12 protein-coding genes are annotated in these 14,484 nt (G+C 66.5%); 6 read left to right on the top strand and 6 right to left on the bottom strand.

Annotation, left to right across the window (positions count from 1 at the left end; genetic code table 11):
* Positions 1 to 5 precede the first annotated feature (5 nt).
* Together AC1RP5_RS26040 and AC1RP5_RS26035 are read right to left on the bottom strand one after the other, a co-directional pair.
* Complete coding sequence (locus AC1RP5_RS26040; protein WP_493115615.1) at positions 6 to 1,505, bottom strand: tripartite tricarboxylate transporter permease; 1,500 nt, start codon at positions 1,503 to 1,505, stop codon at positions 6 to 8.
* A complete protein-coding gene (locus AC1RP5_RS26035; RefSeq protein WP_493115613.1) occupies positions 1,505 to 1,975 on the bottom strand; it encodes a tripartite tricarboxylate transporter TctB family protein in 471 nt (156 codons plus the stop codon). Before AC1RP5_RS26035 ends, AC1RP5_RS26040 begins: the two co-directional genes overlap by 1 nt.
* A 104-nt stretch (positions 1,976 to 2,079) precedes the next feature.
* On the opposite strand from AC1RP5_RS26035, the gene AC1RP5_RS26030 reads away from it, so the two are divergent.
* Positions 2,080 to 2,883 carry an SDR family NAD(P)-dependent oxidoreductase gene (locus tag AC1RP5_RS26030; RefSeq protein WP_493115612.1) on the top strand — a complete coding sequence of 268 codons (804 nt, stop codon included), beginning with the start codon at positions 2,080 to 2,082 and terminating at the stop codon, positions 2,881 to 2,883.
* 4 nt (positions 2,884 to 2,887) lie between these two features.
* On the opposite strand, the gene AC1RP5_RS26025 is transcribed toward AC1RP5_RS26030, so the two are convergent.
* Complete coding sequence (locus AC1RP5_RS26025) at positions 2,888 to 3,346, bottom strand: flavodoxin family protein (protein WP_493115610.1); 459 nt, start codon at positions 3,344 to 3,346, stop codon at positions 2,888 to 2,890.
* 25 nt (positions 3,347 to 3,371) lie between these two features.
* On the opposite strand from AC1RP5_RS26025, the gene AC1RP5_RS26020 reads away from it, so the two are divergent.
* Positions 3,372 to 6,731, top strand: a complete 3,360-nt coding sequence (locus tag AC1RP5_RS26020; RefSeq protein ID WP_493115608.1) for a carboxyl transferase domain-containing protein — start codon at positions 3,372 to 3,374, stop codon at positions 6,729 to 6,731.
* A gap of 49 nt (positions 6,732 to 6,780) precedes the next feature.
* Here the strand turns inward: AC1RP5_RS26020 and AC1RP5_RS26015 are convergent, their stop codons facing one another.
* On the bottom strand, positions 6,781 to 8,685 hold the full coding sequence (locus AC1RP5_RS26015; protein WP_493115606.1) for an ABC transporter substrate-binding protein: 1,905 nt from the start codon (positions 8,683 to 8,685) through the stop codon (positions 6,781 to 6,783).
* Between the two features lie 181 nt (positions 8,686 to 8,866).
* Here AC1RP5_RS26015 and AC1RP5_RS26010 point away from each other — a divergent pair, with 181 nt between their 5' ends.
* Entirely contained in the window at positions 8,867 to 9,961 is a 1,095-nt protein-coding gene (locus AC1RP5_RS26010; protein ID WP_493115604.1) for an alpha-hydroxy acid oxidase, read from the top strand.
* Between the two features lie 38 nt (positions 9,962 to 9,999).
* Here AC1RP5_RS26010 and AC1RP5_RS26005 read toward each other — a convergent pair whose 3' ends face one another.
* Both AC1RP5_RS26005 and atzF read right to left on the bottom strand, forming a co-directional pair.
* A complete protein-coding gene (locus tag AC1RP5_RS26005) occupies positions 10,000 to 10,752 on the bottom strand; it encodes an SDR family oxidoreductase (RefSeq protein WP_493115602.1) in 753 nt (250 codons plus the stop codon).
* A 69-nt stretch (positions 10,753 to 10,821) separates the two neighbouring features.
* On the bottom strand, positions 10,822 to 12,597 hold the full coding sequence (gene atzF, locus AC1RP5_RS26000; RefSeq protein ID WP_493115600.1) for an allophanate hydrolase: 1,776 nt from the start codon (positions 12,595 to 12,597) through the stop codon (positions 10,822 to 10,824).
* Here atzF and AC1RP5_RS25995 point away from each other — a divergent pair.
* The 3 genes from AC1RP5_RS25995 (at position 12,568) to AC1RP5_RS25985 (ending at position 14,480) form a co-directional block, all read left to right on the top strand.
* Complete coding sequence (locus tag AC1RP5_RS25995) at positions 12,568 to 12,843, top strand: hypothetical protein (protein ID WP_493115598.1); 276 nt, start codon at positions 12,568 to 12,570, stop codon at positions 12,841 to 12,843. The two genes, atzF and AC1RP5_RS25995, sit on opposite strands and share 30 nt — an antisense overlap.
* Before the next feature lie 69 nt (positions 12,844 to 12,912).
* Positions 12,913 to 13,101, top strand: a complete 189-nt coding sequence (locus tag AC1RP5_RS25990) for an AtzG-like protein (RefSeq protein WP_493115596.1) — start codon at positions 12,913 to 12,915, stop codon at positions 13,099 to 13,101.
* Positions 13,098 to 14,480, top strand: coding sequence for an AtzE family amidohydrolase (locus tag AC1RP5_RS25985; protein ID WP_493115594.1), 1,383 nt, complete (start codon positions 13,098 to 13,100; stop codon positions 14,478 to 14,480). Before AC1RP5_RS25990 ends, AC1RP5_RS25985 begins: the two co-directional genes overlap by 4 nt.
* Positions 14,481 to 14,484 lie beyond the last annotated feature (4 nt).

The following is a 14,484-nucleotide window of genomic DNA, read 5'->3' as shown; positions in this document are numbered from 1 at the left end:
CCTTGTTATTCGATGTCTGTTTGTCTCAGGTTGGCGAAGGCGCGTGGCCGCACGATGATCGCGACCAGCACCATCACGGGGATCGCCAGCAACGCGAGCGCCAGCGGACGGTCGAGGAAGATCGCGAAGCTGCCGCCCGAGATTTCCATCGTCGTTCGCAGCGACTTCTCCATCATCGGCCCCAGAATCAGCGCCAGGATCGCCGGCGCGATCGGGAAGTCGAGCTTGCGCAGGATGTAGCCCAGCACGCCGAAGCCCAGCATGACCCAGACGTCGAACAGGCTCTGCTTCAGCCCGTAGGCGCCGATGATGCAGAAGATCAGCACGCCGGTGCAGAGATAGGAGAAGGGGATCTTGAGCAGCCGCGCCCACAGGCCGACCAGCGGCAGGTTCAGGATCAGCAGCAGCACGTTGCCGACGAAGAACGAGGCGATGACCGTCCACACCAGTTCCGGCTTCTCCTGGAACAGGAACGGACCCGGCGTCAGCCCGTTGACGATGAAGGCGCCCATCAGCACTGCGATCGTGGGCGAGCTCGGCACGCCCAGCGCCAGCAATGGCACCATCGAGCCGTTGGCATAGGCGTTGTTCGCCGTTTCGGCCGAAGCCACGCCTTCGATCGCGCCCTTGCCGAAGCGCTCCGGCGTCTTGGAAACGCGCTTCTCCAGCACGTAGGCCATGAAGGTCGGCACGATGGCACCGACGCCGGGGATCAGGCCCAGGATGAAGCCGATCACGGTCCCGCGCCCGATGGCGCCGGTCGAGCGGCGCCATTCGTCCCGGCTGGGATACCATTTCTTGAGATCGGCCTGGATCAGGTGCGTCTGGCGCGCTTCCGCCGCCAGCAGCAATTCGCCGACGCCAAACAGGCCCATCACCACCGGCACGAAGCCGATGCCGTCGTAGAGATCCTCTATGCCGAACGTGAAGCGCGGCGCGCCGCGCACCGGGTCCATGCCGATCAGCGACAACAGCAGGCCGAGCGACGTCATCAGCAGGGCGGCCAGGATGTTGCGGCCAGCAAGGCCGACCACGAGGCAGAGGCCCGCGACCATCAGGGCGAAGAATTCTGCCGGGCCGAATTTCAGCGCGAGGCTGGCGAGCGGTGCCGCGACCACGACCAGCAGGATCGTGGCCACGGTGCCGCCGACGAACGAACCGATCGCGGCAATGGCGAGCGCCGAGCCCGCGCGTCCCTGCTTGGCCATCTGGTAGCCGTCGATACAGGTGACGACCGACGCCGCTTCACCCGGCACGTTGATCAGCACCGAGGTGATCGTGCCGCCGTACATCGCGCCATAGTAGATGGCGCACAGCATGATGATGGCGCCGGTCGCATCGAGGTTGAAGGTGAGGGGGATCAGGATCGCGGTGCCGGCGGCCGGTCCGAGGCCCGGCAGTACGCCGATCAGGGTGCCGAGCACGCAGCCCACGAAGGCGAACAGCAGATTGTTGAGCGAGAGGGCGGCGCCAAGGCCTGCCATCAGGTGTGTGAGTGAGTCCATCAGGCGGCCCAGGGTCCGGGTGGCAGCAGCACGTCGAGCCAGCGCGTGAAGACGTAATAGACGCCGAAGCTGCCGGCGATGGCGAACAGGCCGATCGCATACCAGCGCCGTTCGCCGAGGGCAAAGGTGAGCACGGCGATGAAGGCAAGCATGGCAAGCTCGAAGCCGACCCACCCCATCAGCAGGGTCGCACCGGCAACGGCGCCGATGATGATCAGCACGCGGAAGGCGCTTTCGCCACGCGGGAAGAGTGTCTCGTCGCTGTCGATCTGCGGTTTGCGCCAGACGTCGAGGATCAACAGTCCGGCGAACACAACACCCAGCAGGGCGAGCCAGAAGGAAAAGAAGCCGGGGCCGGGGCCGAGCTTGTCGGTGAGAGACAGAAGCAGCGACTGCCAGATGGCGAAGATGCAGATCGCCATCATTGCCGCCGCCGCGACCAGCCAGCCGCGCCGCGCGTTTCGCGACATGGTTTGAATTTCCTCCCGAACGTCCGTTGCTCTCGGCGTTCTGCCTTGCGCGGACCATAGCGGCTTTGGGATGGTCGGTAAAATAATCAGGAGGAAGACGCATCATGAACAGGCTCGATGGCAAGGTGGCATTCCTGTCCGGCGCCGCGCGCGGCATTGGCGGCGAAGCGGCGAAACTGATGGCCAGCGTCGGCGCCAAGGTGGCGATCGGCGACGTGCTGGAAGAGCGCGGTCGCCAGACGGCGAAGGAGATCGAAGCGGCCGGCGGCCAGGCGATGTTCGTTCCCCTCGACGTGACGCAGGAGGCGAGCTGGACCGCTGCCATCGATGCGACGGTCAAGAAGTTCGGCGGGCTCGATATTCTCGTGAACAATGCCGGCGTCTTCGTCGGCAAGGGCGTCGAGGAAGCGTCGATGGACGAGTGGCACAAGCTCGTCGCCGTCAACCTGACGGGCGTCGTGCTGGGCACGCGCGTCGCACTCCCGCATCTCAAGGCAAGCGGTGCCAAGAGCGCGCACGGTTCGGCGATCGTGAACCTCGCCTCGGTGGCGGGCCTCGTCGGCTCGCAGCTCGATCCGCTCTATTCGCTGACCAAGGGCGGCGTCACCCTGTTCACCAAGTCGACGGCGCTGGAGTTCGGCCGCAAGGGCTACAAGGTGCGCGTCAACTCGGTGCATCCCGGTGTCATCGATACCGACATGGGCCAGCAGACCTTCGCTATGCGGGCACGGGCGCTCGGCAGCAACGACACCGAAGCGACGCGCAAGACCTCGCAGACCATGCACCCGATCGGCCGACTGGGCGTCGCCGAGGACATCGCCAAGGGCATCGTGTTCCTGGCGTCGGACGATGCCGGCTTCATGACCGGCTCGGGCCTCGTCGTCGACGGCGGCTACACCGCGCAGTAGGGCGTCAGAAGATCCCGGCGGCGAGACCGGCCGCCATGGCCGCGCCTAGCTCCTCGCACTGCTCGACGAAGGCGGGTTGCCAAGGACCCTTGCACAGAAGGGGCTCCTGGACGGCACGCCAGCGCAGGCCCGTGAGGATCGTCTCGACGCCACGGCGCGTGCCGGTGCCGTCGCTGCCGGCCCGAATGTAGAGGGCGCAGGGCATCCCTTGCGTCTTCTCCAGGCAGGCATTGTAGCTGCGGTCGAAGAAGTCTTTTAGCGCGCCGCTCATGTAACCGAGGTTTTCGGTCGTGCCGAGGATTACGGCCTGGGCGGCCAGCACGTCGTTGGGGCCGGCCTGCAAGGGAGCGATCACCCGAACGTCGATATCCGTTTCGCTGCGCGCGCCGCGTTCGACAGCCTCTCTCAGGGAGAGGGTGTTCTCCGACGGGGCGTGCGCCACAATGAGCAGCCTTTTCGACATGGAGGGGGTTTTACCCCACGCAGACATGCTCAAGAAACTCCTGATCGCCAACCGCGGCGAGATCGCCATCCGCATCGCCCAGGCCGCCGCCGAACTCGGCATCGCAACCGTGGGCGTCCATTCGGAGGACGACGCGACCTCGCTGCATGTTCGCCGCGTTGACGAGGTGCGGCCGCTGAAGGGACGCGGCGCGGCCGCCTATCTCGACATCGCCGGCGTGATCGCGGCAGCCAGGGACGCGGGCTGCGACGCGGTGCATCCGGGCTACGGCTTCCTGTCGGAAAATGCCGCCTTCGCGAAGGCCTGCGCCGAAGCGGGGCTTGTCTTCGTCGGCCCGACACCGGAGCAGCTCGATCTGTTCGGCGACAAGGCGCGGGCGCGCGCCCATGCCGGGAAGAACAAGGCGCCTGTCCTGTCGGGCACCGACGGCGCCGTCGATGTCGCAGGCGTGAAGGCGTTCTTCGCCAAGCATCGCAAGGCCGGCATCGTCATCAAGGCGATCGCGGGCGGCGGCGGTCGCGGCATGCGCATCGTCACGCGGGAAAGCGAGATCGAAGAGGCCTTCGCGCGCGCGTCGGCCGAGGCACAGTCGGCCTTCGGAAACGGCGCGCTGTACGTCGAACGGCTGATCGCGCGTGCGCGTCACATCGAGGTGCAGATCGTGGGCGACGGCAAGGGTGGCATCGTCGCGCTCGGCGAGCGCGAATGCACGATCCAGCGCCGCAGCCAGAAGGTCGTGGAGCTGGCGCCCAGCCCCCATCTGGCGGAGGCGATGCGTCAGCAGATCATCGAAGCGGCGGTGACGATGGCCAAAGCCGTGAACTATCGCAGCCTCGGCACCTTCGAGTTCCTGGTCGACGATGCGGCGGTGGATTTCTTTTGCTTCATCGAGGCCAATCCACGCCTGCAGGTCGAGCACACCGTCACCGAGGAAGTCTGGGGCGTCGATCTGGTGAAGACGCAGCTTCGTCTCGCCGGTGGCGCTTCGCTCGACGAGACCGACGTCGGCAAGGCGTCGCCGCGCGGCCATGCCATCCAGCTTCGTATCAACATGGAGACCATGACGGCCGACGGTTCGGCCAAGCCGGGCGGCGGCACGCTTACTTCGTTCGAACCGCCTTCGGGCCCCGGCATCCGCGTCGATACCTATGGCTATGCAGGCTATCGCACCAACCCCAGCTTCGATTCGCTGCTGGCCAAGGTGGTCGTGCATGCAGGCGACTTCGACGGCGCATTGCAGCGGGCGGAGCGTGCCCTCGCGGCCTTCAGGCTGGAAGGCGCACCCTCGAACATCGCGTTTTTGCGCGCGCTCATTGCTCATCCGGACTTCCGCGCCGACAAGGTCCATACGCGCTTCGTCGACGAACAGGCTGCGTCGCTGATCGAGACCGCGGGCAAGCTGAAGGCCGGCCTCTACTTCGAGGGCGCGGCGCCCGCGGCTGCGTCGACGCGCCAGGTCGGTGCAAGGGTCGACAACGTCGATCCGCTGGCGGTGCTGGCCTTCGGCAAGGCGAAGGTCGAGACCGCGTCGGTTGCCGTCGAAAGCGAAGCCCCCGAAGGCACGGTCGCGGTGCCGGCGCCGATGCAGGGCACGATCGTCAGCTTGTCGGTGAAGGAGGGCGATGCGGTCGCGGCCGGCCAGGCGCTGCTGGTCATGGATGCGATGAAGATGCAGCACGAGATCCGCAGCCCCGCGCGCGGCTATGTGCGGCGCATCGCCGTCGAGGCCGGCGAAACCGTGTACGAAGGTCACTCGCTGCTGTTCGTCGAGGAGGCCGAGGTCGAGGTGAAGGGCACTTCGGTCGAGGAGAAGATCGACCTCGACCACGTTCGCCCCGACCTCGCGGAGTATCTCGAACGCCGGGCGATGACGCTCGACGAGAAGCGGCCGGAGTCGGTGGCGCGGCGGCGCAAGACCAACCAGCGGACGGCGCGCGAGAATCTCGACGACCTCGTCGATCCCAACAGCTTCGTCGAGTACGGCGCCTTCGCGATCGCCAGCCAGCGCACGCGCCGCACGGTCGAGGACCTCATCGAGAAGACGCCGGCCGACGGCTTGATCACCGGCATCGGTCGCGTGAACGGTTCGCTGTTCGGACCCGAGCGCAGCCGGGTCGCGATCGCCCACTACGATTACACGGTGCTGGCGGGCACGCAGGGCAAGAACAACCACCACAAGAAGGACCGCCTGTTCGAGATCGTCGAGAAGCAGCGCATTCCGCTGGTCTTCTTCACCGAGGGCGGCGGCGGACGGCCGGGCGACATCGACGTGCAGTCGGTGGCCGGTCTCAACACGATGGCGTTCCATATCTTCGGTCGGCTGAGCGGCGTCGCGCCGCTGGTTGGCATCAACTCGGGTCGCTGCTTTGCCGGCAATGCCGCGATCCTCGGTTGCTGCGACGTGGTGATCGCGACGAAGAACTCGTCGATCGGCATGGGCGGTCCGGCGATGATCGAAGGCGGCAATCTCGGCGTCTTCTCGCCTGAGGAAGTCGGTCCGATGGGCGTGCAGGTGCCCAACGGCGTGGTCGACATCGCGGTCGAGGACGAAGCCGAGGCTGTAGCCGTCGCCAAGAAATACCTCTCGTACTTCCAGGGTGCGTTGCCCGAGTGGCGCGCCGCCGACCAGCGCCTGCTGCGCCGCGCGATCCCGGAGAACCGGTTGCGCGTCTACGACGTGCGCGACGTCATCGCGACCCTGTGCGACGAGGACTCGGTGCTCGAAGTGCGCCGCGCCTTCGGCCCCGGCATGGTGACGGCGTTCGGCCGCATCGAGGGCAAGCCGCTCGGCATCGTGGCCAACAATCCCGTGCATCTCGCGGGCGCCATCGACAGTGACGGTTCGGACAAGGCGGCGCGCTTCCTGCAGCTCTGCGACGCCTACGACATCCCGATCCTGTTCCTGTGCGACACGCCGGGCATGATGGTGGGGCCGGAGATCGAGAAGACCGCGCTGGTCCGTCACTGCTCGCGGCTGTTCGTCACCGGCGCCAACCTCACCGTACCGTTCGGCACCATCGTGCTGCGCAAGGCCTATGGGCTCGGCGCGCAGGCGATGGCCGGCGGCTCGTTCCATGCGCCGGTCTTCGCGCTCTCCTGGCCGACCGGCGAGTTCGGCGGTATGGGTCTGGAAGGCGCGGTGAAGCTCGGCTTCCGCAAGGAGCTGGAGGCGGTGAGCGACCCGAATGAGCGCCGCGCCCTGTTCGACAAGATGGTCGCGGCGGCCTACGCGCGCGGCAAGGCGCTCAGCACCGCGACCTACTTCGAGGTCGACGAGGTGATCGATCCCGCCGATTCACGGCGCTGGATCGCCACCGCGTTGCTGGAAGCCAAGCCGCGGCCGGCGCACAGCCACAAGAAGCGTCCAAACATCGACACCTGGTAGCAAAGAAAAAGGCCCCTCGATGAGGGGCCTTTCGTTTTGTGTCGGATCGTTACTGCGCGATCCAGAACGTGTCGGGCTGGTAGAGGCCGATGTAACCGCCCGGATCCCAGGCGTAATAACCTTCCTTCGGCACGTTGCGGACCTTCGGTCCGACCACGATCGGCTGGCGGATGCCGTTGACCGTGCCGATCGAGAAAACCTCGTCGGCGTTGGAGGCGAGAATCTTGTCCCAGGCCTTGCGCCGGTCATCCGGCGTGGCGCCGGTCTCCCACTCCTTCACGTAGTCGAGAAGCTTGCAGGCCGATTCGAGATCGCACTTCTCGCCCTGCTTGCCCTTGGATTCGACGAACATGCCCCACCGCGACCATTGCAGGCCGCCCAGCATCGTCGGCGCGAACTCCTTCGGGCTGGTGTTGGGAGTCGGGACCGCCGTCACCGCACCGGCAAAGGCGGTCATGATGGCTTCACCCGAGAAGGTGCGGAGGCGGAAGTTGTCGCGGGTCTGCGGCTTGGTCAGCATCTTGATGCCGATCTTCTTCCAGTTGTCGGCGATCAGGGCGAGGGCGTCGTTGTCCTCGGTCTCCTCGCTGGAATGCTCGACGACGATGGTCGCGGGGCGGCCGTCGGGCAGCAGACGGAAGCCCTGGCTGTCCTTCTTGGTGAGGCCGACTTCGTCGAGCAGCTTGTTGGCGAGCTTCGGATCGTAGTTGGCCCACTTCGTCGCGTATTCGGGCTTGAACAGCTCGGAGCGCGGCATGATCGTGTTGTTCGAGGGCTTGGCGAGGCCGATATAGACGACCTGGTTCAGCTCCTCGCGGTCGATCGCCAGCGACAGCGCCCGGCGGAAGCGCACGTCGCGCATCAGCTTGCGCCATTCCTCGTCATTGGCGGTGAGGTTGGGATAGAGCGCGAGCTGCGAGCCGGAGCCCGACTCCCAGAGACGCACGTTCACGCCCGAGGTCTGCGCGCTCTTCTGCAGGAAGGTGTAGTCGCGCATGTTGAGGTAGCGCGGCTGCAGGTCGGCCTCGCCGAGGCCCGCCTTGGCCGGCACCAGGTTCGCCGCCGCTACGGTGAAGATCACGCGGTCGACATAGGGAAGCTGCTGCCCCTTCTCGTCGATCCGGTGATAGTAGGGATTGCGGAGGTAGACGAAGCGTTGCGCCGGCGACGCCGTCGTGTTGACCCACGGGTTGAGCGTCGGCAGGTCGATATTGTCGTTGGCGTACATCACGTCGAGCCGGCGGTAGATCGCCACCCAGCCCTGCTGGCCGCCCTTGGCCGACTTCAGGATCTCGGCCTCGGGCGTGTACTTGGCGTGGAACTTCTTCAGGTAGTGCGCGGGACGGAACAGGAAGAGCGGAGCGGCGCGTGCCTGGCTCTCGAGGAAGTACGGGTTGGGCTTCTCCCACGTGTACTTGATCGTGAGCGGGTCGATGATCTCGACCTTGGGCGGCTGGCCATCGACCAGGAGCTCGACATTGGGACCTCCGGCCGAGAGGTCCTTGTTGTTGGCGACGTCTTCCCAGAAGAAGCGGAAATCCTCGGTGGTGAAGGGCTGGCCGTCCGACCATTTGTGCCCGGCGCGCAGCTTGAAGGTGAATTCCTTGCCGTCCTTCTCCTCGAAGCTCTCGAGGATGTCCGGCTTCAGCTTGAACTTCTCGTCGTGAACGATGAGGCGCGTATAGCTGTAGACCGTCATCAGGCGCGTATCGCGCGCGCTGGCCACCAGCATGTTGAGCTGGCCGCCCTGCTGACCGGGGCCGTCGCCGCCGGCGAAATAGTTGACCACCCAGGGCTGCTGCGGGATGCGCTTGTCGACCGGAGGAAGCGCGCCGGACTTCACCTGGTCGGCGAGCATGGGCGTTTCCTTCATCGTGGGCACCGGATCGGCGGCCCACGCAGGCCCCGCCAACAACCCGAGGACCATGGCCGTCGTCAGTGCGCGTCTCTTCATTTCAAGTCCTTATGATTGCCCGCTGCGCGGGCTATCCCTGCAGGTTTCGCCGAGCGAATGCCCGGCGGAGATCAAATCGTCCGAAGCCGCTATCGTCAATGCCAGCGACCGATGACGCCACGTTGACGTGACGCCGAAGGACGCGCAAGAAACCGTCGACACTGCAAGATTCGAGGAAACAATGGCGAGCGGCCTTGAGAACGAATTCGTCACGCTACACGAAATCGTAAAAGCGGCGAAAATCCGGCTTAATCCCAATATCTGGGATTATTTGATCGGCGGCACCGAGACCGAAACCACGCTGCGCCGCAACAGGCTTGCGCTCGACACGATCGCCTTCAAGCCGCGCGTCCTGCGCGACGTCTCGAAGATCGATCCGTCCTCCGAAATGTTCGGCCGCAAGATCCGCCTGCCGCTGATGCTGGCCCCCGTGGGCTCGCTCGAATCCTTCGAGCCGGGCGGCGGCATCACGGTCGTCAAGGGCGCCGGCGCGGGCAATGTCGGCATGCTGATCAGCTCGGTGACGACGCTGAAGCTCGAGGACATCGTGAAGGGCGGCGGCGGCCCCAAGATCTACCAGCTCTACGTACGCGGCGACGATGCCTGGGTGGCCGACCGGGTGAAGCAGGCGATGGACGCGGGCTACGACGCCTTCTGCATCACCGTCGACACCCAGGTGTATAGCCGTCGCGAACGCGACATCGCCAAGCGCTTCGTGAAGTCGTGGCGCTCCTCGGCGACCGGCCAGGACCATCAGGCCGCCTTCTCGTGGAAGAACTTCACCACGGTCCGAGACAAGTTCCCCGACGTGAAGTTCATGCTGAAGGGCATCGGCACGGGTGAGGATGCCGAACTCGCCTGCCAGCACGGCGTCTGGGGCGTCTACTGCTCCAACCATGGCGGTCGCCAGCTCGACCACGGCCGCGGTTCGGCCGAGGTGCTTCCGGAGATCGTCGAAGCCGTGGCGGGTCGCGCCAAGGTGGCTGTCGACGGCAGCTTCAGCCGCGGCAGCGACATCGTGAAGGCGATCTGCATGGGTGCCGACTGGGTCGGCATCGGCCGTCTCTATTGCTACGGCCTCGCCGCGGCGGGCGCGGCGGGCATCGAGCGCGTGATCGAGCTTCTCGAGGAAGAGATGAAGGAGGCGATGGGCCTTCTCGGTGTCACTTCGTTGTCGCAGCTCGACAAGAGCTATATCGCGAAGAGCTGGCCCACCAACCTGACCGGCGTGCACAGCGCCTTCCCGCTGCTCAACCTCAAGGACGAGGGCTACTAGCCCTCGTCAGCGGACTGCCGGAGGTTAGCGCTGGCGCGCTAACCCCTGCCGACGAACGGCATCTTCGTCGCCATCACCGTCATGAACTGCACGTTCGCGTCGAGCGGCAGGCTGTCCATGTAGACGATGGCGTTGGCCACGGCAGACACGTCCATGCGCGGCTCGGCGATGGTCGTGCCGTTGGGCTGCAGCACGCCCTTGGTCATGCGCTCCGTCATCGGCGTCACGGCATTGCCGACGTCGATCTGGCCGCAGGCGATGTCGTAGGCGCGACCGTCGAGCGACGTCGACTTGGTGAGGCCGGTGATGGCGTGCTTGGTCGAGGTGTAGGCCACCGAGAAGGGCCGCGGCGCATGCGCCGAGATCGAGCCGTTGTTGATGATGCGGCCACCGCGCGGCTTCTGGTCCTTCATGATCTTCATGGCTTCCTGCGTGCACAGGAACGGGCCGGTCAGGTTCGCCGCCACGACGCTCAGCCACGTCTCGTAGGGCAGCTCTTCCAGTGGTACGGGCGGGGCGCCGCCGCCGGCATTGTTGAACACCAGGTCGAGCCGGCCCCAGGTCGCCTTCACCTTGGCGAACAGAGCCACGATGTCGTCGCGCTTGGTGACGTCGGTCGGCACGGCGAGCGCGTTGGGCGCGTTGTTGCCAGCCATCGAAGCCGTCTCGTCCAGCGCATCCTTGCGCCGGCCCGCCAGCGCGACCTTGTAGCCGTTGTTCAGCAGGGCGAGCGCCGAGGCGCGGCCGATGCCGCTGCCCGCGCCGGTGACGACTGCGATCTTTCCACTCATGATTTTCGTTTCCTCCTCGAAGGAGCGGACCCTAGCAGACCGGGCCCCTGCAATTGAAGGGCCGCGGACCTAGGCCAGCGTTTTGGCGTAGGCCCGCCAGCCGCCCAGCGAAGTGATGTCCTTCGCGCCCTCGGTCGCGTGCGCCTCGCACAGGAATCCGGGAACCGACGTGCCGTCGGCCAGGCTGACCATGCCGAGGCCGAGCGGCGCGGGAATCTTGCGCAGAAGGTCGCCGATCCTTGCGGCGGGCAGGCTCCACACTTCGAGTTCGATCGCGCCGCCGCCCTCGGCCACGCGCACCAGGCCCGGCCGATGCGGCGGGCCGCCCGGCAGGGCGTAGAAGCGATAGGCGGGCGCGGTCTTGCCGGCGCTCTCCAGCCGGCCGCCCAGTTCGAGAAGCTGGCCGTTCAGGGGAAGGCCGCTCATGTGCGCACCGACCACGGCAACCGGTACGCGATCTTCGGCGATGACGGGATCGGTCTCGGTTGGCGGCAGCCGGCTCGCCGTCTTGCCGAGCGGCAGCGGCACGGCGCGTTGCCAGCGCGCGCCGAAGGCCAGCAGGGCGCGCTCGGCATTGGCCTGCGCGATCAGCGTGATGCCGAACGGCATGCCGTCGGAGCGGAAGCCCGCGGGCACGGCCAGCGCCGACAAGCCGAAGAAGTTCACGAAATTGGTGTAGTGGCCGAGATGCGAATTGTAGAGCACGGGCTCGCGTTCGAGATCGGCCAGCTTGTAGATCGTGCCCGCCGTCGGGACCGCGAGGAAATCGAGGCCCTTCATTTGGGCGGCGGCGCGTGCCTTCAACTCGGCGAGGCGATACTGGCCCTCGAAGGCATCGACGGCGCTGTACTTGCGACCGCCCAGCACGATCTGCTGCGTCGTCGGCCAGACGCCCGACTTGTCGTCGGCGCTCTCCATGAACGCGCCGACAGCCGCCGTGCGCTCGGCGACCCAGGGGCCGTTGTAGAGCAACTGCGCGGCATCGCGGAACGGCGCGTAATCGATCTCGACCGGTGTTCCGCCCAATCCCTTCAACCGCTCGATCGATTGCGCGTAGAGCACGGCATAAGCAGTGTCGCCGAAGAACTCCGCATCCTTCGTGCCGAGGATGCCGAAGCGGAACGACCTTCCAATCGCGGGCGTCACATGCGGCTCGGCCGCGACGGCGAGAACCGCATCTGCATCGGCGCACGAGAGGGCGAACACCGAGGTGCAGTCGAGCGAGCGGCAGGCCGGCACCATGCCTCCGTTGCTGAGCAGGCCGGGCGTCGGCTTGAGGCCGACGATGTTGTTGAAGCCGGCCGGCACGCGACCCGATCCGGCCGTGTCGGTTCCCAGCGAAAAGCTCACGAGGCCGGCCGAGACCGAGACCGCCGAACCCGAGCTCGAACCGCCGGGCACGTAAGCCGCGTCGAACGGATTGCGCGGCACGCCGTAAGGCGATCGCACGCCGACGAGACCGGTGGCGAACTGATCGAGGTTGGTCTTGCCGATGACGATCGCGCCGGCATCGACCAGGCGCTGCACGACTTCGGCGGAGGTCTTCGCCTCGTAGGCGAAGCCCGGACAGGCGGCGGTCGTCACCATGCCGGCAACGTCGAGATTGTCCTTCACCGCGAAGGGCACGCCATAGAGCGGCAGCTGGTCGATCTCGCCGCGTCGCGCATCGAGCGCGGCGGCCTGTGCACGCAGCGCGTCGTCGGACGCGCGCGATATCCAGACCTTGTCGTCGCCGGCTTGCGCGATGCGCTTCAGCACCTCGTCGATCGTCTGCTGCACGTTGAGCGTGCCGGCGCGGTAGGCGCGGAGCAACGCATGAACACCGAGGTCGAGAAGGGCTGTCATGTCCCGGTTGTAGACAAGCGCCACACCGATTGCAGCCACCAGATTCGCGCAGTGATTGGCACGTTCCTTGCCTTCCCGATCGAACGGGGAAGCAGGAAGCGGGGGCATGCCATGAAGCGTCGCACAGTTGAGCCGGTGGCGTCCGGGTCGGCGATCGGCTTGGCACTCCTGGGCCTTCTCCGGCAACTGAAGCACGAGCTTGGCGTGAGCTGTCGACTCATGAGCCGCGATCTCCATATCGTCTGAGGCGGGTCTTGCGTCGTGTCGTCCCGGCGCGGCAGGCTGCCGCCTGGCTTTGAGGAAAGAAGGATCGTGATGGCCGAAGAGAAGCCCGACGTCGCGCGCATGGTCGAGGAGGGCGCGAAAACCCTCGGCCTCACGATCGCGCCGGAATACCGAGCCAACGTGATCCTGAATGTCGAACGCTCGATGACCATCGCGCGGCCGTTGCTCGACCTGGAACTCGAGGACGACCTGATGTCGGGTCCGGTGTACCGGCCATGAGCGATCCGCTGTCGAAGGCCGCCACCGCGACGGAGATCGCGGGCGCGGTGATGAGCGGCAAGGTCAAGGCCACGGCCGTGATCGACGCCAGCCTGAAGCGCATCGAGGCGGCCGAGCCCACCATCAATGCCTTCACAGATGTGGTCGGCGAACGTGCCCGCAAGCGCGCGGCGGAGATCGATGCCGGCCTTCATCGCGGGCCGCTGCTGGGCGTGCCCTTCGCGGTGAAGAACCTGTTCGACATCGAAGGCCTGCCGACGCGCGCAGGCTCGAAGATCAATGTCGACGGGCCCAAGGCCACGCGCGACGGATCGCTGGTGCGCAAGCTCGAAGCGGCCGGGGCAATTCTGGTCGGCGGCCTCAACATGGGTGAGTACGCCTACGACTTCACGGGCGAGAACATTCATTACGGTCCGTCGCGCAATCCGCACGACACCACGCGCATGTCCGGTGGCTCGTCGGGCGGTTCGGGTGCGGCCGTGGCGGCGGGCGAGGTGCCGTTGTCGCTTGGCTCCGACACCAACGGCTCGATCCGCGTGCCGTCCTCACTGTGCGGCCTGTTCGGGCTTAAGCCGACTTACGGGCGGCTGAGCCGCGCCGGCTCGTTTCCGTTCGTCGATTCCTTCGACCATCTCGGCCCGATCGCGCGCTCGGCCGAGGATCTCGCGCTGTCGTTCGACGCCATGCAGGGTTGGGACCCGGACGATCCGGTCTGCACCGATCGGCCTGCCGATCCGACGCTGCCGCGGTTGATCGAGGGCATTGGCGGCCTGCGCATCGCCATCGCCGGCGACTATTTCTCGAAGGGCGGCGAGCCCGAGGCGTTCGAGGCGGTGGCGACCGTGGCCAAGGCACTGGGCGCGACGAAGACCGTTGTCCTGCCACAGGCGGCCGCGGCGCGTGCGGCGGCCTATGTCATAACCGCCATCGAGGGCGCGCAGCTTCATCTGCCACGCCTGCGCGCGCGGCCGCAGGATTTCGATCCCGACACGCGCGAGCGCTTCATGGCCGGCGCGCTGCTGCCCGGCGCCTGGTACGTGAAGGCGCAGCGGTTCCGCCGCCAGTATCGCGCGCACGTGCTGAAGCTGTTCGAGGAAGTGGACGTGATCCTGGCGCCGGCCACGCCCTGCACCGCCCCGAAGCTCGGCCAGAAGACGATGATGCTCGATGGCGTCGAACTGCCGGTGCGCGCCAATCTCGGCGTGTTCACCCAGCCGATCTCCTTCATCGGCCTGCCGGTCGCAGTGGCGCCCTTGCAGCGGCCAGGCGGCCTGCCGATCGGCGTGCAGCTCATCGCCAAGCCCTTCAACGAACAGGCGGCACTGCGCGTCGCCGCCCATCTGCAGAAGCAGGGCGTGGCCGCCGCGCCGCCCGCGTAAGGAG

It is taken from the genome of Reyranella sp. GW821-FHT12G01, from assembly GCF_058806575.1.
Note: the sequence above shows the minus strand (reverse complement) of the source record. Positions and strands in the feature narration are given on the sequence as shown.